This window comes from Lichenicoccus roseus, assembly GCF_005844085.1.
In the GTDB taxonomy this organism is placed as follows: Bacteria; Pseudomonadota; Alphaproteobacteria; order Acetobacterales; family Acetobacteraceae; genus Lichenicoccus; species Lichenicoccus roseus.
Map to the genome: position 1 here is coordinate 788,631 of NZ_VCDI01000002.1, position 24,040 is coordinate 812,670.

General features: G+C 71.1%; 17 protein-coding genes. All 17 read right to left on the bottom strand.

Annotation, left to right across the window (positions count from 1 at the left end):
• Positions 1 to 223 precede the first annotated feature (223 nt).
• A complete protein-coding gene (ligA, locus tag FE263_RS08975; protein ID WP_138325738.1) occupies positions 224 to 2,338 on the bottom strand; it encodes an NAD-dependent DNA ligase LigA in 2,115 nt (704 codons plus the stop codon).
• Between the two features lie 56 nt (positions 2,339 to 2,394).
• Positions 2,395 to 4,116: a DNA repair protein RecN gene (gene recN / locus FE263_RS08980; RefSeq protein ID WP_138325582.1), complete on the bottom strand. Its 1,722-nt coding sequence runs from the start codon at positions 4,114 to 4,116 to the stop codon at positions 2,395 to 2,397.
• Between the two features lie 21 nt (positions 4,117 to 4,137).
• Positions 4,138 to 5,058, bottom strand: a complete 921-nt coding sequence (locus FE263_RS08985) for an outer membrane protein assembly factor BamD (RefSeq protein WP_240759237.1) — start codon at positions 5,056 to 5,058, stop codon at positions 4,138 to 4,140.
• Between the two features lie 114 nt (positions 5,059 to 5,172).
• Positions 5,173 to 6,156, bottom strand: coding sequence for a UDP-3-O-acyl-N-acetylglucosamine deacetylase (gene lpxC / locus FE263_RS08990; protein ID WP_138325740.1), 984 nt, complete (start codon positions 6,154 to 6,156; stop codon positions 5,173 to 5,175).
• 302 nt (positions 6,157 to 6,458) lie between these two features.
• Entirely contained in the window at positions 6,459 to 8,237 is a 1,779-nt protein-coding gene (gene ftsZ, locus FE263_RS08995) for a cell division protein FtsZ (protein WP_138325583.1), read from the bottom strand.
• A gap of 176 nt (positions 8,238 to 8,413) precedes the next feature.
• Positions 8,414 to 9,913 (bottom strand): cell division protein FtsA, encoded by a 1,500-nt coding sequence (gene ftsA / locus FE263_RS09000; RefSeq protein WP_138325584.1) that lies wholly within the window; start codon positions 9,911 to 9,913, stop codon positions 8,414 to 8,416.
• Entirely contained in the window at positions 9,910 to 10,878 is a 969-nt protein-coding gene (locus FE263_RS09005; protein ID WP_240759247.1) for a cell division protein FtsQ/DivIB, read from the bottom strand. The genes ftsA and FE263_RS09005 overlap by 4 nt, the downstream gene beginning before the upstream one ends.
• On the bottom strand, positions 10,866 to 11,822 hold the full coding sequence (locus FE263_RS09010) for a D-alanine--D-alanine ligase (RefSeq protein ID WP_138325585.1): 957 nt from the start codon (positions 11,820 to 11,822) through the stop codon (positions 10,866 to 10,868). Before FE263_RS09010 ends, FE263_RS09005 begins: the two co-directional genes overlap by 13 nt.
• Positions 11,819 to 12,751: a UDP-N-acetylmuramate dehydrogenase gene (gene murB, locus FE263_RS09015; protein ID WP_138325586.1), complete on the bottom strand. Its 933-nt coding sequence runs from the start codon at positions 12,749 to 12,751 to the stop codon at positions 11,819 to 11,821. Before murB ends, FE263_RS09010 begins: the two co-directional genes overlap by 4 nt.
• Positions 12,748 to 14,178, bottom strand: coding sequence for a UDP-N-acetylmuramate--L-alanine ligase (gene murC, locus FE263_RS09020; protein WP_138325587.1), 1,431 nt, complete (start codon positions 14,176 to 14,178; stop codon positions 12,748 to 12,750). Before murC ends, murB begins: the two co-directional genes overlap by 4 nt.
• Positions 14,175 to 15,317 carry a UDP-N-acetylglucosamine--N-acetylmuramyl-(pentapeptide) pyrophosphoryl-undecaprenol N-acetylglucosamine transferase gene (locus FE263_RS09025; RefSeq protein ID WP_138325588.1) on the bottom strand — a complete coding sequence of 381 codons (1,143 nt, stop codon included), beginning with the start codon at positions 15,315 to 15,317 and terminating at the stop codon, positions 14,175 to 14,177. The genes murC and FE263_RS09025 overlap by 4 nt, the downstream gene beginning before the upstream one ends.
• The gene (locus FE263_RS09030; protein WP_138325589.1) at positions 15,314 to 16,480 is read right to left on the bottom strand and encodes an FtsW/RodA/SpoVE family cell cycle protein; all 1,167 of its coding nucleotides are present in this window, start codon (positions 16,478 to 16,480) and stop codon (positions 15,314 to 15,316) included. Before FE263_RS09030 ends, FE263_RS09025 begins: the two co-directional genes overlap by 4 nt.
• Positions 16,480 to 17,895, bottom strand: coding sequence for a UDP-N-acetylmuramoyl-L-alanine--D-glutamate ligase (gene murD / locus FE263_RS09035; RefSeq protein ID WP_138325590.1), 1,416 nt, complete (start codon positions 17,893 to 17,895; stop codon positions 16,480 to 16,482). Before murD ends, FE263_RS09030 begins: the two co-directional genes overlap by 1 nt.
• On the bottom strand, positions 17,892 to 18,980 hold the full coding sequence (mraY, locus tag FE263_RS09040; RefSeq protein WP_138325591.1) for a phospho-N-acetylmuramoyl-pentapeptide-transferase: 1,089 nt from the start codon (positions 18,978 to 18,980) through the stop codon (positions 17,892 to 17,894). The genes murD and mraY overlap by 4 nt, the downstream gene beginning before the upstream one ends.
• Entirely contained in the window at positions 18,980 to 20,383 is a 1,404-nt protein-coding gene (locus tag FE263_RS09045) for a UDP-N-acetylmuramoyl-tripeptide--D-alanyl-D-alanine ligase (RefSeq protein WP_138325592.1), read from the bottom strand. Before FE263_RS09045 ends, mraY begins: the two co-directional genes overlap by 1 nt.
• The gene (locus tag FE263_RS09050; protein WP_138325593.1) at positions 20,380 to 21,879 is read right to left on the bottom strand and encodes a UDP-N-acetylmuramoyl-L-alanyl-D-glutamate--2,6-diaminopimelate ligase; all 1,500 of its coding nucleotides are present in this window, start codon (positions 21,877 to 21,879) and stop codon (positions 20,380 to 20,382) included. Before FE263_RS09050 ends, FE263_RS09045 begins: the two co-directional genes overlap by 4 nt.
• Positions 21,866 to 23,971, bottom strand: coding sequence for a peptidoglycan D,D-transpeptidase FtsI family protein (locus tag FE263_RS09055; RefSeq protein WP_408886176.1), 2,106 nt, complete (start codon positions 23,969 to 23,971; stop codon positions 21,866 to 21,868). Before FE263_RS09055 ends, FE263_RS09050 begins: the two co-directional genes overlap by 14 nt.
• Between the last annotated feature and the right edge of the window lie 69 nt (positions 23,972 to 24,040).

Sequence of the window (24,040 nt, forward strand, 5' to 3'; positions counted from 1 at the left end):
CGCTCTCCTGCATGGGATTGTTTCGGCGGAGCACACGCATGTCGGCGATCAGGCCCGGGACGCGAGGTCGCGACACATGTTGCGAGAAGCGGGCTGGATCGGGACGACGAACTGATCTGGTTGGAGTGGTTAAGGCCACTCGCGAAATTCGTCGACTGCTCAAAATAGCTACACGCCGAGAATATTACAATCCCAAAACATCGGCTGCGAGGCTGCCTATCCTTTATGGTTCAGCGGGTAATCCCGCCAATTCGCGCCAGCCGGCTTCGTCCAGCGTCACGATACCGAGTTCGACCGCCTTCCTGGCCTTCGAACCGGCCTCGGCGCCGAGCACCACGAGATCGGTCTTCTTCGAGACGCTGTCGGTGACCTTGGCCCCCATGCGCTCCGCCATTGCGCGCGCCTCGGGGCGTGTCATGCTGGTGAGCGTGCCGGTGAACACGATGGTCTTGCCGGCGAGGGCGCCCGCCGATGCACCGGTGCCTGCAAAAGCCGTCGCCGAATCCTCGATGGTCAACAGGCCTGCGAGTTCGTCGACGCCGTCGCGGTTGTGCGGCTCGTTGAAGAATGTCGCCAGCTCGTCGGCGATGCTGCTGCCGACGCCGGTGATCGAGCCGAGCGCCAGCCGGGCATCCGATCCGACCATGGTCGCTTCCTGCATCTGCGTGCGCCACTCGGCATAGCTGCCATAGTGACGCGCCAGCAGCCGGGCGTTGGTTTCGCCGATCCGCCTTATGCCGAGCCCGAAGATGAAGCGGGCCAGCGGGATGGTGCGGCGGGCCTCGATGGCGCGCATCAGGTTCGACGCGGAGACCGGCCCCCAGCCTTCGCGCGCGGCGATCGCCGGCTCGTGGTCGCCGAGACGGAAGATGTCGGCCGGACGCGCGATCAGCCCGTCGGCGTGGAATTCCTCGATGGTGCGCGCCCCTAGCCCATCGATGTCGAAGGCGTTGCGGGACGCGAGATGGATCAGCCGTTCCACTGCCTGCGCCGGGCAGACCAGGCCACCGGTGCAGCGCCGCACCACCTCGCCGGCAGGTCGTTCGGCGCGGCTGCCGCACGCCGGGCAGGTCTGCGGGAATTCGTATGCCGGCCCGCGTGGCGGATCGCCGTCTACCGCCCCGCCTGCCGCCCCGCCCGTCACCCCGTCTGCAACGGGCGGAACCACGCCGAGGATCTGCGGGATCACGTCGCCGGCACGCTGCAGCTGCACGCGGTCGCCCGGACGCACGTCCTTGCGGGCGATCTCGTCCTCGTTGTGCAGGGTGGCGCGCGTCACCAGCACGCCGCCGACATTGACCGGCTCCAGCACCGCGACCGGCGTCAGCGCGCCGGTGCGGCCGACCTGGATGCGTATGTCGAGCAGCCGGGTGATCGCCTGCTCGGCGGCGAATTTCCAGGCGGTGGCCCAGCGTGGCGCGCGGCCGACGAAGCCGAGGCGTTCCTGCAGCGCCAGATCGTCGATCTTGTAGACCACGCCGTCGATATCGTAGCCGAGGCCGGAACGCTCGCGCGCCATGCGGTCCTGGAACGCCTCCGCCGCCGCGGCATCGTCCAGCCGCTCCGACAGCGGGTTGACCGCGAAACCCCAGGACTCGAGCTGCCTGAGGTAGCTCCAGTGCGTGGCGGCGACCGGATTGCTTGAGCGACCCTGCGCGTAGGCGAACAACGAGAGCGGGCGCGACGCGGTGATGCGCGCGTCCATCTGCCGCAGCGAGCCGGCGGCGGCGTTGCGCGGATTGGCGAACAGGCGCTGGCCGGCCGCCGACTGCGCCTCGTTGAGCGCCAGGAAGTCCGCCTTCGCCAGGAACACCTCGCCGCGTATCTCGATCAGCTTTGGCCCACCGCCGCGCAGCCGGGCCGGGACGGCCTTCATGGTGCGGACGTTGGTGGTGACGTCCTCGCCGGTGGCGCCGTCGCCGCGGGTGGCGGCGTGCACCAGGTGGCCGTCCTCGTAGGTGAGGCTGATCGAGAGCCCGTCGATCTTGGGTTCCGCGACCAGCGCGAGCGGCGCCTCGGCCAGCCCGAGGAAGCGGCGGGCGCGGGCGATGAAGGCATCGAAGTCGGCGCGGTCGAACACGTTGTCCAGCGACAGCATCGGCACCAGGTGCGCGTGCTTGGCGAAGCCGGGATCCGGCGCCGCGCCGATGCGGGCGGACGGACTGTCGGCGCGCACCAGCGCCGGATGCAGCCGCTCGATGGCATCGTTGCGCCGGCGCAGCGCGTCGTAGCCGGCATCGTCGATGCCCGGTGCGTCGCCGCCATGGTAGGCGCGGTCGTGCCCGGCGATCGCGCCCGCCAGGCGTTCGAGTTCGGCGGCCGCCTCGATCTCGGTCAGCGCCTCCGGCGCGACCTCCGCGGTGGGACGGTTCGCCGTGCTGCGGTCCGCGGCGGTCACGCCGCCCCCAGCAGGCTGTCGGCGGCGGCGCGGGCGGCCTCGGTGATGGTCTCGCCGGCCAGCATGCGGGCGATCTCCTCGCGGCGGGCGCGGCCGTCGAGCGGCTCGGCGCGGGTCTCGGTGCGGTCGCGCGCAACATGCTTGCTGATGCGCAGATGGGCGTCGCCGCGCGCCGCCACCTGCGGGCTGTGCGTCACCACCAGCACCTGCACGTCCTGGGCAATCGCCGCCAGCCGGTCGCCGATCGCCGCCGCGGTGGCGCCGCCGACGCCGGAATCCACCTCGTCGAAGATCAGCGTCGGCACCGCCGAGCGGCCGGCCAGCACCACCTTCATCGCCAGCATTAGCCGCGACAGCTCGCCGCCTGACGCGACCTTCGCCAGCGGGCCCGGGTCCTGGCCGGGATTGGCCGCAATCAGGAAGCTTGCCTGCTCGGCGCCACGCAGGTTCCAGGCTTCCGGCGCCAGCTTCGGCAGCGCGATCGAGAAGCGGGCGCGCTCGAGGCGCAGTGGACGCAGCTCGGCGGTGAGCGCCGTTTCCAGGCGGCGCGCGGAGGCGGTTCGCGCAGTGGACAGGCTGGCGCAGGCGTTCTCGTAGGCGATACGCGCCGCGGTCACCGCCTGTTCCAGCGCGCCGAGCTGGGCGTTGCCGTCCTCCAGCGAGGCCAGCCGGGACTGCAGCTCGGCCAGCAGCACCGGCAGCTCGACCACGGCGATGCCGTGCTTGCGCGCCGCCGCACGCAGGGCGAACAGCCGCTCCTCGGTCTGCTCCAGCAGGCGCGGGTCGGCTTCGGAATCGCTGGCCAGCCGGTCGAGCAGGGTCTCCGCCTCGGCCAGCGCCTCCTCGGCATGGTCGAGCGCCGCCAGCGCCGCCTGCGTGCGTGCCTGCGGGGAGGCGGGGTCGGCCTCGCCGGGCGGCGGATCGGAGGGCGAGGGCAGCAGCCGCTGCAGCGCCCGGCTGGCATTGCGCAGAGCCGCCGCCGGACCCTGGTTGCGGCGGTCGCGCGGAGTGATCTCGGCCAGGGCTGCGGCGATCGCCTCGCCGCGCCGCTCGTTCTGCTGCAGCGCCTGCCTGGTGCCGGCGAGCGCCGCCTCCTCGTCTTCCTGCGGCGCCAGGGCGGTCAGGTCCTGCACCGCATTGCGCAGCCAGTCCTCCTCGCGGGCGGCCTCTTCGAGCCTGGCGCGGGCGGCGGCGAGCGACGCCGTGGTCTCGATCCAGACCCGGTAGTGCCGCGCCACCGCCTCGCGCAGCTTCGGTGGCGTGCCGTAGGCGTCGAGCAGGTCGAGATGGGTGCCGGGATCGGCAAGTCCCATCTGCTCGTGCTGGCCCTGAATCTCGATCAGCAAAGCGGCGGCGCGCCGCAGCAGGCCGACGCCCACCGGCTGGTCGTTGATGTAGGCGCGTGAGCGGCCGTCCATGGTGACGATCCGGCGCAGCACCACCGGCTCGCCCGGCTCCGGCACCATGCCCTGCTCGTTCAGCAGCGCATGCAGCGGGTGATCCGGACCGATCTCGAAACAGGCGGTGACGCTGGCCTGCGACGAGCCGGAGCGCACCAGCGAGGCGGCGGAACGTTCGCCCAGCGCCAGCCCCAGGCTGTCCAGCAGGATCGACTTGCCGGCGCCGGTCTCGCCGGTGAGCACGGTGAGTCCCGGCTGCAGGGCGAGGTCGAGCTTCTCGATGAGCACTACGTCGCGGATCGAGAGCAGGGTCAGCATGGGGGTGCCGGCTGCGGCTGGCTAGAACACGGAGTTCCAGGCGCGGCCAAGGAAGCCCGGATGAGCCGTCGGGACTGCGGCGGCCGGGACCGGGCCGCTGGTGCCGGGCTCGGGCATGTGCGGATCCAGCGCCTTCGCCGACCGCAGCTCGCGATAGCTGGTTTGGTACCACGGGCTGCCCGGGTAGTTGTAGCCGAGCACGCTGGCGGTGCGGCGGGCCTGGTCGGTCAGGCCGAGCTTGAGGTACAGTTCGACCAGGCGGGACAACGCCTCCGCGGTGTGGTTGGTGGTCTGGAAGTCCTGCACCACGCGCTGGTAGCGGTTGATCGCCGCTTCGTAGTAGTGCTGGCTCTCGTAGTAGCGGCCGACCAGCATCTCCTTGCCGGCGATATGGTCGCGGCAGAGGTCGATCTTCAGCCTGGCGTCACGGGCGTAGGCGCTGTCGGGGAAGCGGGTCGCGACCTCGTTCAGCGCCGACATCGCCTCGACGGTGCCCTGCTGGTCCCGGCTGACGTCGGCGATCTGCTCGTAGTAGCACAGCGCCCGCAGGTAGTAGGCGTACGCGGCGTCCTTGCTGGTCGGATGCAGCTGCAGGAAGCGGTCGAGCTGCGACACCGCGTCCGGATAGCTGTTCTGCAGGTAGTAGGCGTAGCCTTCCATCAGCTGCGCGTTCGAGGTCCACGCGGAGTACGGGTAGTTCTGCTGGATCGCCTCGAACTGCGCCTGCGCCAGCCGGTAGCGGCCGGTATGCAGTGCGTCGATGCCGTTGTTGTAGAGCGTCTCCGGGCCCTGGTCGGCGCGGACGACCGGCTGCTGGTCGGATTTCGAGCTGCTGAACGGGTTGATGGCGTCGAGCGTCGAGCATCCGGCGAGCAGCAACGCCAGGCAAGTGACTGGCGCCATCCCGGTGGTGAGCGTGGTCAAGGGTCGGGGGTTGCGCATGCCAGCTCTTCCGAAAGGGGCCGCCTTATATCACGCGGCGTCCGAGGGTGAAGAGTGGGTGGCCCGGCTTCAGGCCGCCCCGCGTCAGGCTGCCCCGCGTCAGGCCGCCCCGGGTCAGGCCGCGATGCTGTCCGGCACCACGCCGCGCCCGCTGATCCGCCAGGCGGACTGGTCCGACAGGAGGGCATGCAGCAGGCGGTTGTTCAGCGCATGACCTGATCGATGGCCGATGAAGGCGCCGCGGATTGCCTGGCCGGCAAGGGCGAGATCGCCCACCGCGTCCAGAACCTTGTGCCGGACGAACTCGTCGCGACGACGCAGGCCGGCCGGGTTGACCACGCGGGCATCGTCCACGACCACCGCGTTGTCGAGCGAGCCGCCTCGCGCCAGTCCGGCGGCGCGCAGCGCCTCGATCTCGCCGAGCATGGTGAAGGTGCGGCAGTCGGCGACCTCGGCGCGGAAGGCCCGCTCGGTCAGCGCCATGCTGTAGGCCTGGCGGCCGATCGCCCGCGCCGGGAAGGCGATCGAGAGCGCCAGCGACAGGCAGGGCCGGGTTGCCGGACGCAGTTCGGCGAAAGACTCGCCGGCTTCGACGCGGACGCGCTTCAGCACCTCGATCATGCCGCGCGAGCCCTGCTGCTCCTGCCGGCCGGCGCAATCCAGCAGGAACACGAACGGCGCCGCCGATCCGTCGAGGATCGGCACTTCCGGGCCATCGACCTCGACGACGGCGTTGTCGATCATGCAACCGGCCAAGGCCGCCATGACGTGCTCGACGGTGGCGATGCGCGCCTCGGGATGCTCGCGGCTGGCGATCACCGTGCTCAGCCGCGTATCGACCACGAGGTCGTGCCGGGCCGGGATCTCGATGCCCAGGTCGTTGCGTACGAAGACGATGCCGGTATCGGCCGGCGCGGGACGCAGGGTCAGGCGGATGGTGCGGCCGGTATGCAGGCCGACGCCGACGCATGAGATCGGGTTGCGCAGCGTATGCTGTCGGACCCGGCCGAAACGCACCGGCATGTCGGAGGCCAGGGACGGGAACGCGGACTGCTCCAGCAGCGCATCGGTGGTCGGATCCTGGAGGGCGCTGTCCATGCTGTCGCCACCACCCGCACCGTGCAGGCTCTCCAGCGTGGCCAGACCATCCATGGATTTACCTCGTCCCCGTGCATCGGTCCCACGTGCCACTGCGCCGGGACGGATATCGTTGAGCGTAGGTCTAGACGGCCCACCCCCCAATCGCCAGTCAACGATTATTGCCGAGTATTTCGCGCTAAGTGGCTCATCGCGCACGCTTTTTGTGTCAAAAACGAAGCGGCCGGCCAGGGTTTCCCCGGGCCGGCCACAACTCGCTTCAAACCGCCGTGGTCGAGGCGACGGTGATCAGGCGGCGGTGGTCAGGACTGGCGCCGCAGGAATGCCGGAATATCCAGCCCGGCCTCCTCGGCGGCGACCGGACGCACCGTCGCGGTCGGCGCCTCGGACCTGGTCTCCCGGACATCGCGATGGTCCCGCTGATCCGAGCCGTCACGTGCGTCGTACTCCTCGCGCGGCCCGGCCTCCCGGTACTGCTGGTCTCCCAGCTGAGGCTCGGCGCGGCGGCCGTCATGCGTCATCTGCGGCGGCACGCCAGGGACCGGACCGGCAGCGCCGCGACGCAGCGCGCCGGTGACGATGCCGAACAGGCTGCGGCTCGGAGCCGGTGCCGGCATCGGCTCGGAATGGCCGCGCGGCGGCTCCGAGAACAGGCCCGAACGGGGTGAGGCGGGACGTGCACCGACGCCGGCCACGGTTCCGGACGCCGGCAGCTGGTGCGGCAGCGCGCTCGGCGACGGCGCCTGCACGTAGTCCTGGTCGTCGCGCTGACCTGGCTGCGACGGGGCGCTGGAGTAGCCGGTGGTGGAGGCGTTCGGCGCCGCGTAGTTGGGCGTCGGCGCCGGCGCTTCCGCCGCATGGGCGAACTGCGACCAGTTGTCGCTGTTGGCGTGGCCTTGGCCACCCGCGGCGTGGCGTGGCTGCTGGGTCAGCACCGGGGCGCCGATCGGACCGGTCGCCGGCACCGCCTTGCGCGCCGGACCGCCGAAACGCGAACCGCCGTAGGACGGCGCGGTGCCGCCGAGCGGATGTGCACCCGGCGTCGGATACGGGATCGGCTGGCTGACCTGCGCCGCCTCGGCCATGCGCGGCCGGTCGGCCTGCGCCACCGGGGTGTCGATGCCGGTCGCCACCACCGAGACGCGGATACGCCCGGTCAGGCTCTCGTCGATCGCCGAGCCGAAGATGATGTTGGCATCCTCGGCGACTTCCTCGCGGATGCGGTTGGCCGCCTGGTCCACCTCGAACAGCGTCATGTCGTCGCCGCCGGTGATGTTGATCAGCAGGCCGCGCGCGCCCGCCATCGAGGTGTCCTCGAGCAGCGGATTGGAGATCGCGGCCTCTGCGGCACGGATCGCGCGGTTCTCGCCGTCGCTCTCGCCGGTCCCCATCATCGCCTTGCCCATCTCGGCCATGACGGTGCGGATATCGGCGAAGTCGAGGTTGACCAGCCCGGGCGCCACCATCAGGTCGGTGACGCCGCGCACGCCCATGTAGAGGACGTGGTCGGCCATCTTGAAGGCCTCCTTCCAGCCGGTGCGCTCGTTGGCCAGCCGGAAGAGGTTCTGGTTCGGGATGACGATCAGCGTGTCGACGAACTGCTGCAGCTCGGAGATGCCGGTCTCGGCCGCCTTGCTCCGGCGCACGCCCTCGAAGGTGAACGGCTTGGTCACCACGCCCACCGTCAGGATGCCGCGCTCGCGCGCCATGCGGGCGATCACCGGTGCCGCCCCGGTGCCGGTGCCGCCGCCCATGCCGGCGGTGATGAACACCATGTGCGCGCCGTCCATGTGGCGGGCGAGCTCGTCGGCGGCCTCCTCGGCGGCGGCGCGGCCGATCTCGGGCTTGGCGCCGGCGCCGAGGCCCTGGGTCAGGTGCGGCCCGAGCTGGATGCGGCGGTCGGCGCGGCTGTGGGTGAGCTGCTGGGCGTCGGTGTTCGCCACCACGAACTCGACCCCCTGCAACTGCAGCGCAATCATGTTGTCGACGGCATTGGTGCCGCCGCCGCCGACGCCGATCACCGTGATGCGTGGCGTGAAGTCCGAGTAGGTCTGCTGCGGCAAGGTCAGGTTGAGGGTCATGAAGGCGTCGCTCCGGGCTTGAGGACCCTAGGGGTTTCCTGGGTTAGACCCTGGTGGGTCACTGTAGGCAGGCATCCGTCTCGGGTCATCCGATTCGGTTTGTTCTTGACGATTGCGAAAGCCGACATCGTCGATTGATCCAGGCACGCTCGCGAAGGGTCTCTGCGAGGGTCATCTCAGACGTGCTCGCGAAGCAGGTCGACGAGGCGGCGCAGCAGCCCGGTCGGCCGCGGCTCGCTGAGGTCGAGATCGTGCAGCGTTCGCCCACCGCCGGCGGCGTATGCCAGCAGGCCGCTGGCGGTGGCGAAGCCGGGACCGTTGGCATCCGCCGGCAGGCCGCGCAGGCCGGTCGGCGCGCCCAGCCTGACCTTGCGGTTCAGCACCCGGGTCGCCAGCCGCTGCACGCCGTCGAGCTGGCTGGCGCCGCCGGTCAACACCACACGCTCGGCGGCGGCACGGCCTAGGCCGGCATTGTCGAGCCGGTCCCGCAGCAGCTCGAAGGTCTCCTCCAGGCGCGGACGGATCACCGACACCACGCGCGAGCGCGGCATCCGGATGAAGCTGTGCTCGTCGACGCCGACCTGCTGCACCTGCAGGATCTCGCGCTCGTCCTCGCTGCTGGGCTCGGCATTGCCGAACACCACCTTCAGCCGCTCGGCGCTGCCCAGCGGCGTCGACAGCACCTGGGCGATGTCCTTGGTGACGTGCAGCCCGCCGACCGGCAACTGCGCGGTGTGCAGCAGCTGGTTGTCGGCGAACACCGCCATCTGCGTGGTGCCGCCGCCCATGTCGATCACCGTGCAACCGAGTTCGCGCTCGTCGTCCACCAGCACCGACAGGCCGGACGCGAACGGTGCCGCCACCAGCTCGGTGATGCCGAGGTCGCAGCGCGCGATCACCGCGGTGAGGTTGCGCAGCGACATCGAGCTGGCATCGATGACATGCAGCCGGGCGGCGAGCTGCTCGCAATGATGGCCGCGCGGATCCTCGACGCCGGTGACTTCGTCGACCGCGAAGTCGAGCGGCAGGGCATGGATGATCTCGCGCCCGTCGGTATTCGCGCGATGACGGCCCTCTGTGACGATGCGGCGGATATCGGCGTCTCCGACGATGCGGCCGCCGACCGGCCAGCGCACGTTGAACAGCCGGCTCTCCGGCTGGCCGCAGGTCAGGCTGACGGTGACGCTGCGCAGATGGTGGTCCGCGGCCTCCTCGGCCTGGCCGACGGCGGCGCGTATGGCGCGCTCGGCTTCCTTGAGGTCGGTGATGCCGCCGAGCCGCACGCCCCGGCTGCGCTGCCAGCCGCAGCCCATGACGCGCAACGTGCCGTCCGGCTCGCCGCGGCCGATCAGGCAGGTGACCTTGCTGGTGCCGATATCGAGCACCCCGAACACGCCCGGCTGCCACTCGCGGCGGCGACGCTGGTCGGGCGGCGAAAGGGCCAGGGCGCGCTGGCCGCCGCTGCCGTCGGCAATCGCCAGCGTACGGGCCGGCGTCGACTGCGCGGCGTCCTCGGCCTTCCTCTGCAGCGCCTTGCGGGTCCGTCGGGTAGTGCGCTTGCGCGGAGCCGGCTCCGGGGCAGGCGGCTCGGGTTGCGGAACGTGCACAGGAAACCGGTTGCCGGCAGCCTGCCGCTCGGGATCCTGTGGCTCCGGGGGACGCGTGAGTTCGTTCATGCCGGCCTCCTGGTCGGGGCGGAGCCCTCCGGGGCGATGTGGGACGGACTGTCCTTGCCCACGCCGCTGCCCGGCAACTGCTCATGATCGAGCGGCGGCCGACCTGAGTCGGCGGCATCCGGCGCCGGCTGCGGACGCATGCGCAGCTGCAGCCGGTCCGGCAGCCGGAGATCGATATTCACCAGCGGCCGCTCGAGCAGCTGCATGTGGTCCTCGAGCTGGGCCAGCCGGGCCAGCGCCGGCACTTCCTCGCCTTCCGGCAGCAGCACGTCCGCACCGCTGCGCAGCGTCAGGTTCCAGCGTCGCTGGCCGACCCGGACCGCCGCCACTACCTGGCTGCGCACCGTCGGCTGGGTGTCCAGCGCGTCGACCAGGGCGGCGGCGGCGGCGGGAGCACCGGCGCCGACCACCAGCGGCAGCTGCGCGAAAGCCTCGGCGTCCTTGCCGTTCATGCCCTGCTGCGCCACCACCTGGCCGTTGCGGTCGATCAGCACGAAGCGGCCCTGGTTCTGCCAGACCGCGAAGGGGCGACGCTCGGTGAGCCGCACCAGCACGGTGCCGGGCAGGCGGCGCTCGACGGTCGCGTGCTCGACGAAGGCGAGCCGGTCGATGCGCCGACGGGCCTGCTCGATCGAGAAGCCGAGCAGCGGGTCGCCGCGGGTGACTCCGAGCGCTTCCAGCACCGATGCTTCCGGCTGCATGTTGCGGCCCTGGACGATGATCTCGACGACGGGCAGGCCGCTGACGCGTCCCAGTTCGGCGCGCATCGGCGCGAAACTCTGCTCGCTGCGCATGGCGTGGTCGACATGCAGCGCGAACCCGCCGGCAGCCATCAGCACGATGCCGGCCAGCGCCGGCTTCACCAGCCGACGCTGGCGGCGCGCGAAGATCAGCAGGCGCGACGGCCGGTCCATGGCGCTCGCGCCACCGTAGCCGCTCGTGCGGATCCGCCTCACGCCCGGCATGCGGCGTGCTCCACCATCCAGGCGCATAGGGCGCCGAAATCCATGCCGCAGAATGCCGCCTGTTCGGGCAGCAGCGAGGTCGGCGTCAGGCCGGGCTGGGTGTTGACCTCGAGGATCACCAGCCGGCCGGGTGCCGTGTCGCCGGACCGGGTGTCGTCGTAGCGGAAGTCGGTGCGCGAGGCGCCGCTGCAGCCCAGCGCGCGATGGGCGGCGAGCGCGATCCCGAGCGCCTGCGCGAAGGCTTCCGGATGGATCGACGCCGGCAGCTGGTGCTGCGAGCCGCCGGCCGCATATTTCGCGTCGTAGTCGTAGAAGCCGTGGCTCATCGACGGGTTGGGGGTGATGTCGGTCACGGTGAGGGCGCGGTCGCCGACCACCGCCACCGTCAATTCGCGGCCGGGGATGAATTCCTCGACCAGCGCGTTCGGCCCGTAGCTCCAGGCGGCGGCGATGGCGGCGCGGGTGTTCGAGCCGGCGCGGATGATCTCGACGCCGACCGAGGAGCCCTCGTTCACCGGCTTGATGACGTAGGGCAGCGGCAGCGGGTCGGCGCCTGCGAGGTCCGCGACCGGGACCAGGCCGCCGGCGGCCACCGGCAGCCCGGCAGCGACGAACGCCGCGCGCGCGGCATGCTTGTCCATCGCGACCGCCGAGGCGCGTATGCCGGAATGGGTATAGGGAATGCCGATCCAGTCGAGCACCCCCTGGATCGCGCCGTCCTCGCCGAAGCGGCCGTGCAGCGCATTGAACACCACGTCCGGGCGGTCGGCATCGAGGTCAGCGAGCAGGGCGCGCAGGTCGGGGCCGGCATCGATGCCGCGGGCGTCGTAGCCGCTCTCGTTCAGCGCCCGCAGCACCTGCGCGCCGCTCGACAGGCTGACCGCGCGCTCGGCGGACAGGCCGCCCATCAGCACGCAAACCTTGCGACGACGGAGCCCGCTCATGCCGGCACCCCGATGCGCTTGATCTCCCAGGCGAGCTCCACGCCGGACGTCGCGCGGACCCGCTCGCGCACCTGCTCGCCGAGCGCCTCGAGATCGGCGGCGGCGGCGTTGCCGGTGTTGAGCAGGAAGTTGCAGTGCTTCTCGCTGACCTGCGCGCCACCCAGGGCCAGCCCGCGACAGCCGGCGAGGTCGATCAGCTCCCAGGCCTTGCGATCGCTTTCACCGGGATCCGGATTGCGGAAGGTCGAGCCTCCGGTGCGCGCGCGGATCGGCTGGGTCGCCTCCCGGGCGGCGCGGATCTCTGCGATGCGGGCGGCAACCAGGGCGCGATCGGCGGCCTCGGCGCGGAAACGGGCGCGCACCACGATGGCGCCGTCCGGCAGCGCCGAGTGCCGGTACGAGAAGCCGAGCTGCTGCACCGGCAGGCGCAGCAACTCGCCGGAATGGGTGACGATCTCGGCCCAGTCGAGCACGTCGGTGATCTCGCTGCCGTACGCGCCGGCATTCATCGCCACCGCGCCGCCGACCGAGCCCGGGATGCCGGCCAGGAACTCGAGGCCGCGCAGACCGGCCGAGGCGGCATGTTCGGCGATCGTCATGTCGAGGCAGGCGCTTCCGGCGACGATGCCGTCCGCCTCGACCACGATGTCGGAAAAGCCGCGCGCGAGCTTCACCACGATGCCGCGCAGGCCGCCGTCGCGGATGATCAGGTTCGACGCCGCGCCGATGGTCATCACCGGCAGCTCGGGTGGCAGCGCCGCCATGAACGACGCGAGGTCCTCGGCGTCGTCGGGACGCACCAGGACGTCGGCCGGTCCGCCGACGCGGAACCAGCTTTGCGCCCCGAGCGGCGCGTTCGGCGTGACGCGGCCGCGCAACGGCGGCAGCAGCGCGTCGAACCCGCGATCCTGGGGGCGCACGGCGTTCATGCGGCGTGGCCGCCGCGCTGCTTCTGCAGCTCCGCCAGCTGTGCGGGCAGGGTCTGCGCCCAGGCGGTGATGTTGCCGGCTCCCAGGCAGATCACGAAGTCGCCGGGGCGCGCGATCGCGTGCACCATCTCGGCGAGATGCTCCGGACCCGGCAGCGGCACCACGCTGCGATGGCCGCGCGCACGCAGGCCGTCGACCAGCGCGTCGCGGTCGTAGCCTTCGAGGGGTGCCTCGCCGGCGGCATAGACGTCGGCGATGATCACCGTGCCGGCGTCGTTCATGCAGGTGCAGAACTCCTCGAACAGCGCGCTCAGCCGCGAGTAGCGATGCGGCTGCACCACGGCGACCACGTCGCGGGCGCCGGCCTGGCGCGCCGCCTTCAGCACCGCGGCGATCTCCACCGGATGATGGCCGTAGTCGTCGACGATGCTGATGCCGCCGGCCTCCCCGGTGCGGGTGAAGCGGCGCTTGACGCCCTTGAAGCCGGCGAACGCGGACCGCAACGTGCCGTCGTCGATCTCCATCTCGACCGCGACGGCGATGGCCGCAAGCGCGTTCGACACGTTGTGGCTGCCCAGCATCGGCAGACGGAACGGCCCCAGCCGGCGGCTGCGACGGCGGGCTCGGTCGGTGACGGCGACCTCGAAGGTGGCGCCGCGCTTGTCGGCCACCAGCTTTTCCGCGCGCACGTCGGCCTGCGGGCTGAAGCCGTAGGTGATGATGCGGTGGTCGGACAGCCGCGGGATCATCTGCTGCACCGCCGGATGGTCCACGCACAGCACCGCGAAGCCGTAGAAGGGAATGTTGGAGACGAACTGGTCGTACGCCGCCTGCATCGCCTCCGCGGTGCCCCAGTGGTCCAGGTGCTCGGGATCCATGTTGGTGACCACCGCGATGGTCGCCGGCAGGCGCAGGAACGAGCCGTCGCTCTCGTCGGCCTCGACCACCATCCAGTCGCCGGCGCCCATGCGGGTGTTGGTGCCATACGCCTCGATGATGCCGCCGTTGATCACCGTTGGATCGAGGCGTGCGGCTTCCAGCACGGCGGCGATCAGGCTGGTGGTGGTGGTCTTGCCGTGGGTGCCGCCGACCGCGATCGACCAGCGCAGCCGCATCAGCTCGGCCAGCATCTCGGCGCGGCGCACCACCGGGATCAGCCGCGCGCGGGCGGCGGCGACCTCGGGATTGTCGCGCTTCACCGCGGTCGAGATCACCACCACCTGGGCGCTGCCGAGATTGGCGGCGTCATGGCCGATCAGCACCGGGATGCCGGACGCGCGCAGGCGCAGCACGTTGGCGCTCTCGGCGATGTCGCTGCCCTGCACCGCATAGCCGAGCGTGTGCAGCACCTCGGCGATGCCCGACATGCCGATGCCGCCGATGCCCACGAAGTGGATCATGCCGATGTTGAGCGGAAGCGCCCTCATGCTCTTGTCTCCGGTGCCGATGAGGGCGGGATGGCCGAGGTCGCCTTCCGGCGCAAGCGGCTCTCGACCAGATCCGCGAGCAGGCGCGCCGCATCCGGGCGTCCCAGCCTGGCGCTCGCGGCGGCGGCGCTGGGCAGCGCCAGCGGGTCGGTCAGCAGCGTCGGCAGCAGGGCTGAAAGCCCGACGCTGTTGAAATGCGGCTGCGTCACCAGCCAGCCGCCGCCTGCCGCGACCAGGGCGGTGGCGTTCGCGGTCTGCTCGTCGCTGGCCGCGATCGGCAGCGGCACCAGCAGGGCGGGGCGGCCGGCCACGGTGATCTCGGCGACGCTGGAGCCGCCGGCGCGGCCGATCACCAGGTGCGCCTCCGCCAGCCGACGCGGGATGTCGTACAGGAACGGCGCCACCTCGGCCGGGATGCCGGCCTGCGCGTAGGCGGCGCGCACACGTTCGACATCCTCGGCGCGCGCCTGCTGGGTGATGCGCAGCCGCGCCCGCAGGCCTGGTTCGAAGCGCTGCAGCACGTCCGGCATGATGTCGGAGAACACTTTGGCGCCGAGCGAGCCACCCCAGATCAGCAGGTTGATGATCTCGCCGGGCGCCTCGTAGGGCCGGCCGGCGAGGGCGGCGATGTCGGGGCGCACCGGCATGCCGGTGACGGTCACCTCGGCGCCCATCGGCAGCCGGGCGGTGTCCGGATAGCTGGTCGCCACCGCATCGGCGAAGCGGGCGAGCTGCGCGTTGGCAAGGCCGAGCACCGCGTTGCCCTCGTGCAGCACCACCGCCGGACGCCGCCGGCCGAGCGAGCGCGCGGCCACCAGCGGCGGCACCGACGGGTAGCCGCCGAAGCCGACTACCGCAGCGGCGTCGATGCGTGACAGCAGGCGGCGCGCTTCCAGCACGCCGGTGCCTATCGCGGCAAGGTTGCGGGCACGGGCGGCGATGCCGCGCCCGGCGATGCCCGCCCCCGGCAGCACATGCTGCGGACCGCGCGCGAACACGCCGGTCTCGCGCTGGCCGCCGCGCCGGTCGGTCATCAGGACCAGGCGGTGGCCGCGCGACAGCAGCTCGGCGCCCAGCGCCTCGGCTGGGAAGAAGTGTCCGCCGGTGCCGCCGGCGGCGATGACGATCGCGCCGGTCACGTGGTGCGGCCTTGCGGAACCGTCGCGCGGCGGCCGTTGCCTTGCAGGACCCGCACACGGGGTCGCCGGCGGGTCAGCGCCAGCACCATGCCGATGGTGAGCGCCACCGACAGCGCCGACGAGCCGCCATAGGAGATGAACGGCAACGTCATGCCCTTGGTCGGGATCAGGTGCAGCGTCGAGCCCATGTTGACGAAGGCCTGCAGCCCGAAGCCGGTGACCAGCCCGCAGGAGGCCAGCACGATGAACGGGTCGTCCTCGGACAGCAGCTTGAGCAGCGTGCGGATCACCATGAAGCAGAACACGCCTATGATGAACAGGCAGACCAGCAGCCCGAACTCCTCGCCGGCGACGGCGAACACAAAGTCGGCGTGCGCGTCGGGCAGCAGATCCTTGACGCGACCCTCGCCAGGGCCGCGACCGAGCAGGCCGCCGTTGCCGAATGCCTGCAGCGCGGTGTCGATCTGGTAGTGGTCGCCGACATTGGGATGCAGGAAGCGCTCGACCCGCGAGCGGACGTGCGGGAACACGAAGTAGGCGCCGACGAAGGCGGCCACCATCGAACTCACGCCAACGCCGACGAAGAACATGTTCAGCCCGTCGATGAACAGCTGCGCCATGAACACCGTGGTGATGACGGTGAGCATGCCGATGTCCGGCTGCGACTTCAGCAGGAACAGGATGACGCCGAACACCCCGAAGGCGACCAGCATGCCGGGGAAATGCCGCAGCCGGCGGCGCTCGGTGAGCAGCCAGGCGGTCACCACCGCGAAGCAGGGCTTGAGGAATTCGCTGGGCTGCACCGACATCATCGGCAGCGCGATCCAGCGGCGCGCGCCCTTGATCTCGATGCCGTGCACCAGGGTGAGCGCGGTGGCGGCGATGGCGATCAGGCAACCCAGCAGCGACAACCGGCGCACACCCTTCGGCGGCAGCATCGACACCGCCATCACGACGCCGCCGGCAATGGCCAGGAAGATCACCTGCTTGAGGATGAACATGTCGCGCGATGCGCCGATGCGGGCGGCGACCGCCGGGCTCGCCGCCAGCATCAGCACGTAGCCGAAGCCGATCAGCAGGCCGACGCAGCCAAGCGTCCAGCGATCCACGGTCAGCCACCAGCGCCCGAACAAGGAGTTGTCGATCCGCGACAGGCTGCGCATCAGGCGGCACTCCCCATCCTGATGGCCGGCGTCCCGGGACCTGCCGCGGGACCGGGCGTCTCGGGACCGGGCGTCGCCAGGGTGGAGGCGCCCTGCACGAGGGACGCGAACTGCCGCCCGCGTGCCTCGAAATCCGGGAACTGGTCGAAGCTGGCGCAGGCCGGCGATAGCAGCACCACCGGTGCTGCGTGCGTCCGGGCGGCGTCCAGGGCAGCCGGCACGGCATTGTCCAGGGTGCCAACGATGCGGTGGCGCACGCCGTGCGCGGACAGCGTGGCCGCCAGCATCGGTGCGTCGCGTCCGATCAGCAGTGCCTCGGCGATGCGCGGGAAGTACGGCGCCAGCTCGTCGATGCCACCGGCCTTGGCAACACCGCCGGCAATCCAGACCAGCCGGTCGTAGCAGGCGAGCGCCCGCGCGGCGGCGTCGGCATTGGTCGCCTTGCTGTCGTCGATGAAATCGATGGCGTCGATGGCGGCCACGAAGCGCTGGCGGTGCGCGAGGCCGGGGAAGCTGGCCAGCGCCGGCGCGATCGCGGCTTCCGGCACGCCGAGATGTCGCGCCATGGCGACGGCAGCGCGGGCGTTCTGGGCATTGTGTGCGCCGGGCAGCGCGGGGGCGGGCGCCGGCAGGCCGTCCTCGCCGGAGATGGTGACCAGCACCGCCGGACCGTCCTGCAGATGCTCCTGCTGTCCTGCCGACCAGGTGTCGTCGAGGCCGAGCACGGCGAGGTCGCCCTCCTCCTGGCGGTCGAAGATGCCGAGCTTGACCGCACCGTAGGCCGCAAGGTCGCCATGCCGGTCGAGATGGTCCGGCGCAAGGTTGAGCAAGGCCGCCGCATCGAAGCGCAGGGTTGCGAGCCGCTCCAGCATGTAGCTCGACATCTCGAGCACGTAGACGCCACGATCCGGCAGCAGCGGCAGGGAGAGCGCGGCCGGGCCGAGATTGCCTCCGGCGGCGACCGGAATGCCGGCCTCGGCGAGGAGGTGGGCGAGCAGGGCGGTGGTGGTGGACTTGCCGTTGGTGCCGGTGATGCCGGCGAAGCGGGCGCGGCTGCCGGTCGCCCGCACCGCCTCGAACAGCAGTTCGGCGTCGGACAGCACCGGAATGCCTTCGAGCAGCGCCCTCGCCGCGACCGGATGCGGCACCGGCAGTCGGTGGGGAATGCCCGGGGAGAGCACCAGCGCGTCGATGCCGTCCAGGCTGTCGATCGGCGCCAGGCGCACGGTGGTGGGCGCATCGGCCAACGCGTCGCGCGCGGCCTCGCGGTCGTCCCAGGCGATCACCCCGGCGCCCATGCCGGCAAGCGCGTGGGCGGCGGCGGCGCCGTTGCGGCCGAGGCCGAGTACCGCATACCGGCGGCCGGCGAACAGGTCCCCCGGGAAGGCGCGCGTCCGCGGATCGATGCCGCTCATCGGATCTTCAGCGTCGCCAGCCCGGCAAGGCCGAGCATGATGGACACGATCCAGAAGCGGATGACGATCTTCGGCTCCTGCCAGCCCTTCTTCTCGAAATGATGGTGCAGCGGCGCCATCAGGAACACGCGCCGCTTGGTGCGCTTGTACCAGAACACCTGGATGATGACCGAGAGCGTCTCGACCACGAACAGGCCGCCGACGATGCACAGGACGAGCTCGTGTTTCACCGCGACCGCCACGGCTCCCAGCGCCGCGCCCAGCGCCAGCGAGCCGGTGTCGCCCATGAAGACTTCCGCCGGCGGCGCATTGAACCACAGGAAGCCGAGCCCGGCGCCGATCAGAGCGGCGCAGAACACGCCGAGTTCTCCTGCGCCCGGCACCGGATGGAGCTGCAGGTAGTCGGCGAAGATGCGGTTGCCGACCAGGTAGGAGATCAGCGCGAACACCAGGGCGGCGATCACCACCGGCACGATGGCCAGCCCGTCCAGCCCGTCGGTGAAGTTCACCGCGTTGCCGAAACCGGTGATCACCAGCATCGCGAAGATCGGAAAGGCATAGCCGAGCGGCAGCAGCAGCTCCTTGACGAACGGGAACGCCACGGTGCCTTCCAGCGGCGCCGGCATCAGGCTGTTCAGCCACCAGCCGCCAATTAGCGAGGCGGCGAACTCGCAGCCGAGCCGCACCCGCTTGGACACGCCCTTGGTGTTGCGCCGCGACAGCTTGAGGTAGTCGTCCGCGAAGCCGACCGCGCCGAACGCCCCGGTGATTGCCAGCACCGCCCAGACGAAGCGGTTGGAGAGATCCGCCCACAGCAGGGTGGACACGAACAGCGACAGCAGGATCAGCACCCCGCCCATGGTGGGGGTGCCGGCCTTTTCCAGGATGTGCCGCTCCGGCCCGAGGGCGCGGATCGGCTGGCCGCCGCGCTGCACCTGGCGCAGCCGGGCAATCACGCGAGGGCCGAGCCAGAGGGCCAGGAACAAGGCGGTCAGGCAGGCGGCGCCCGAGCGGAAGGTGATGTAGCGGAACAGGTTGAACAGCGCGAACTGCTCGGCGAACGGGCGGGCCAGGTTGTACAGCATCAGCGCGCATCGCCCCTGCTTCTGGAAGTGGGGCTATCGGAGACGGGTGATGCCGCGAGGAGGGCGGCGACGATTTCGCGCATGCGGCTGCCGTAGCTGCCCTTGACCAGGACGACGTCGCCGGGCCGGATCGCGCCGGCTACGAGCGGCGCCAGCGCGGCGGCATCCGCCGCCGAAGCGCCCCGTAGTGCGGGCGGCAACTGGTTGAAGAGCCTGCTCATCATCTCGCCGCAGCAATAGACGATGTCGGCCGATTCGCGTACGTGCGGCAGCAACGACAGATGCTCGGAAGTAGCAAAATCACCGAGTTCGAGCATGTCGCCGAGGACTGCCACGCGTCGACCTGTGGGAAACCGCGACAATACTTCCAGCGCCGCCCGGACCGACGCGCCTGAAGCGTTGTAGCTTTCGTCAAGCAACGACGCACCCACCGGCAGGGCCCGCACGGCACCGCGGCCGTCGCCGGGCCTGAAGCCGGACAGGGCTTCGGCGGCCCGCGCCACGTCGCCACCCAGCGCATGCACGGCGGCCAGGCAGGCGAGTGCGTTCATCGCCATGTGCCGGCCCGGTGCCGCCAGGTGAACGGACAGTCGTTGTCCCTCAAGATCAGCAACATAGTCGGTGTCGTTCGCTTGAAGTAGCAGGTCGTGCAGGCCGATCGCGGCACCCTCGCCGAAACGCAGCACGCGGATGCCGGCCGCCTCGGCACGGCTGGCGATACGCTCGATCCCGGTGGCGCCGGCCGGCAGCACCGCGACCCCGCCAGGACGCAGCGCCTCGACCAGCGCGCCCTTCTCGACGGCGATGGCGTCCAGGCTGCCCATGTGACCGATATGGCTGGCGGCGATGGTGGTGATGACCGCGACGTCCGGGCGCACCAGGGCGGCCAGCGGCGCGATCTCGCCCGGGTGGTTCATCCCGATCTCGGCGATGCAGAACGATGCCGACGGATCGAGCCGCGCCAGGGTCAGCGGCACGCCCCAGTGGTTGTTGTGCGACCCGCTCGCCGCATGGGTCGGTCCGAGAGCCGAGAGCGCCGTCCGCAGCATCTCCTTGGTGGTGGTCTTGCCGACGCTGCCGGTGATCGCCACCACCTCGCCCCGGAAGCGGGCGCGGGCGTAGCGGCCAAGGTCGGTGAGCGCCATCCTGGTGTCTGCCACATGAAGCAGGCGCGGATCGTCGCGGAGGCCGCTTTTGCCGTGCACCACCGCACCCGCCGCGCCGCGCTGCAGCGCCTGGGCGACATGCGCGTGGCCATCTGAACTGTCTCCGACCAGGGCCACGAACAGGTCGCCCGGCTGCAGGCTGCGGGTGTCGATCGAGACGCCCGTGGCCTCGATCGGGCCGCGGGCCGCGCCGCCGGTCGCCTGCTGCAGCGTGTCGCGGGTCCAGAGCGCGATCATGGTGCGGCCCTGGGGCCGTGACCGGGCGTTCCCGCGAGCCGGCGGATGACCTCGCGATCGTCGAACGGCAGCGTCTCGTCGCCGATGGTCTGCCCCTGCTCGTGTCCCTTGCCGGCGACCACCAGCACGTCGCCGGGACGCAGCACCTGCAGCGCCGCCGAGATGGCCCGCTCGCGTCCGCCGACCTCCACCCCGTTGCCGCAGGCGGCCATGATCTCGGACCGGATGGCGGCCGGCGTCTCGCTGCGCGGATTGTCGTCGGTGACGATGGCGACGTCGGCCAGGCGCTGCGCCACTTCGCCCATCATCGGCCGCTTGCCCCGGTCGCGGTCGCCACCGGCGCCGAACACCACCACCAGACGGCCGCCGGCGGCATGCGGACGCAGGCCGTGCAGCAGCCGCTCGAGTGCGTCCGGGGTGTGCGCGTAGTCGACATAGGCCGCGGCCCCGTTCGGCAGCGTGGCGGCCAGCTCCATGCGGCCGCGCACGCCGGCGAGGGCGGGCAGATGCTGCAGCAGGCGCTCCAGCGAGGCATCGTCGGGATCGGCGAGGGCGGTGGCGAGCAGCACGTTGTCAGCCTGGGTGCGGCCTGGCAGCGGCAACGCGACCTCGTGCCGGCGCCCCCCGATCTCCAGCTCCAGCCTCTGCCCGCCGGCCTGCGGCGTGGTGCGCAGCAGGCGCATCGTGGTGCCGCGCTCGCCGACCAGTCGCAGCTGGTGGCGCCGGGTCCTGGCGATGCTGGTGACGCGCTCCAGCGTCTGCGCATCCATGTCGGCGTTCACCGCGGCAAGGCCACCCTCCGGCAGCAGGGTGTCGAACAGCCGGAGCTTGGCGCGGCGGTATTCCGACAGGGTGCCGTGATAGTCGAGATGATCGCGGGTCAGGTTGGAGAAGCCGGCGGCGGTGATCGCGACGCCGTCGAGCCGGTACTGGTCGAGGCCATGCGAACTCGCCTCGAGCGCCACCGCTTCGACACCGTCCCGGCGCAGCCTGGACAGGATGCCGGCGAGCGCGATGCTGTCCGGCGTGGTCATCGAGGTGCCGCCGGCGGGTGCTGCCTTCGGCGCGATCAGGCCGAGGGTGCCGAGGCTGGCGGCGGAGGATCCGTCCAGGGTCCAGAGCTGGCGCAGGAACTCCGCCGTGCTGGTCTTTCCGTTGGTGCCGGTGATGGCGGCGATGCGCTCCGGCTGTGGTCCGGCAAGGCGCGCCGCCAGCAGCGCCACGGTGTAGCGCGGCTCGCTGTCCAGCAGCAGCGGTCGCGGCGGCACCCCTTCCGGCCAGGACGTGCCGGTCGGGGCGAGCACCGCGGCGGCGCCGGCGGCGACGGCGTCCGCAACGAAGCGGCGTCCGTCGCTGCTGCGCCCGGGCACCGCGACGAACAGGGTGCCAGGGCGAACCTGCCGGCTGTCCAGGGTGAGTGCGGTGATCTCGGTGTCGCCGGCGCCGGCCGGGACCGTCAGCCCGATCTCGCCGCCGGCCAGGTCATCGAGACGCATCGCGGCTCGTCTTCAGCGAACCATCCGACGCATCGCGGCTCGTCTTCAGCGAACCCGACGCATCGCGGCTCGTCTTCAGCGAACCATCCGACGCATCGCGCCTCGCCGGATGCGCATCGCGCCAGGAGATGGTCTGGCGCAGCCGCTCCAGGTCGGGCTTGGCGTCGTGGCGCGTGGCGACGTGCTGGCGCGACCGGGCCTCGTCGTGCGGATCGCCGGGATCGTTGCCCGGGCCGAGTTCGCGGGCACCGGACGGGGTGGCGGGCTGCATCGGAATGTCGAGCGCGGCATCGATCGCCGCCGTATCGGCGGCCGGGAACAGGCTCAGCATCGGTCCGATGCGGGCAACGATCTTGGCCACGGTCGGCGCCGCATTCCAGGCGGCCGTCGTCCAGCCGTGGGTCGCCTTGGTCGCCATCGGGCTGTCGAGCATGACGTAGACCGCATAGCGCGGGGTGTTCATCGGAAAGATGCCGGTGAAGGCTGAGATGTTGACGTGCTTCAGGTAGCCGCCGCGTGCGCCGACCTTTTCCGCCGTGCCGGTCTTGCCGCCGACGAAGTAGCCGGGCACCTCGGCGCTCTTGCCGATGCCCTTGGTGACCACCAGGCGCAGCATCTTGCGCAGCAGCAGCGAGTTGGCGTCCGAGAGCAGCTTGGGACCCTCCGGCACGATCTCGGCCTCGCCACCGACGACATCGGAATTGTCGCGGCTGGCCGGACCGTCGCTCAGCGGAAGGTGCGCCGACACGTCCTGGTAGCCGCCGGCGGGGGTCGCCGCCCCGGCCGGGCTGAACAGGGTGCTGGCCTGGCGATCGTCCTGGGTCTCCGCGGGCTCCGGCCGGGCGATCAGCGTCGGCTTCACCAGCACGCCGCCGTTGGCCGCCGCCGCGGTGCCGCGCACGATGGCCAGCGGCGGCTCGGCGACGCCATGGCCGAAGCCCACCGTCATCACCGTGGACTGGCCCCAGCGCGCGACGCTTGGAATGATCGGGTGGCCGGCCTCGGGCAGCTCGATCGGCACGCGCGCGAAGAAGCCCATGGCGCGCAGCCAGTCCTGCTGCCTTTTCGCGCCGACATCGAGGGCGATATGCGCCGCCGCCGGGTTGGAGGAGTAGGCCATCACCTCCGGCATCGACAGCCAGGGCGCGAAATGATCGGTCTTCATGTCGGAGATGGTGTAGCGGCCGACATGGATCGGGATGGTGGAGAACCTGTCCCAGACGTGGGCGACGTTGTCCTGCAGCGCCATCGCGGCGGTCTGCAGCTTGAAGGTCGAGCCGGGCTCGTACATGCCGGTGACGGCGCGGTTGAAGCGCTGGTCGTCGGTGGCGTGGTTGAACAGGTTGGCGTCGTAGTCGGGAAGGCTGACCATGGCGACGACTTCGCCGGTGCGCACGTCCATCACGATGGCGCAGGCGCCGATCGCCTGGAACTCGGTCTTTGCGGCGGCCAGCTCGTCGCGCACCACCGCCTGCACGCGCACATCGAGCGAGAGCCGCAGCGGCTTGCTGTCGCTGGTCAGGCGATGGTCGAAATAGCGCTCCACGCCGGCGACGCCATGATCGTCGACATCGACCGCGCCCATGATCTGCGCCGCGGTGCGGCCGAGCGGATAGCGGCGCTTCTCGCCCGGCTCGAAATAGATGCCGGGAATGCCGAGGTCGTTGATCGCGAGCTCCTTCTCCGGCGGGATCTCGCGGGCGATGTAGACGAACTGCTTCTTGCCGGACAGCCGCCTGACCACATCGTCGACATCCAGCGTCGGCAGGATCGCCTTCAGCTTCTGCGCGGCATCCTTCGGGTCCATCAGCTCGAGCGGGTTGGCGAACACGGCCGCCATCGGCAGCGAGATCGCCAGGATCTGGCCGTTGCGGTCGGTGACGGTGGCGCGCCTGACATGCGACAGGCTGAGATCGTCCGCCATCAGCCCCTTGGGATCGGCGGGGTTGGTCGGCAGCCTGGGTACCTGCGGGGCGATCTGGCGCGGCGCCGGCGCCATCGGATGCAGCACGGTGGCGAGCGTGAGCTTGAGGCCGACAGCGCCGAACAGCACGCCGAAGCCGCCTGCCACGCTGAGCAGGCGCACCCGCATGCGCTCCATAAGGGCACGCTGCGCGAGATCGCCCCGGGTGACGCGAACAACGGTCTCGTGACCCTGTCG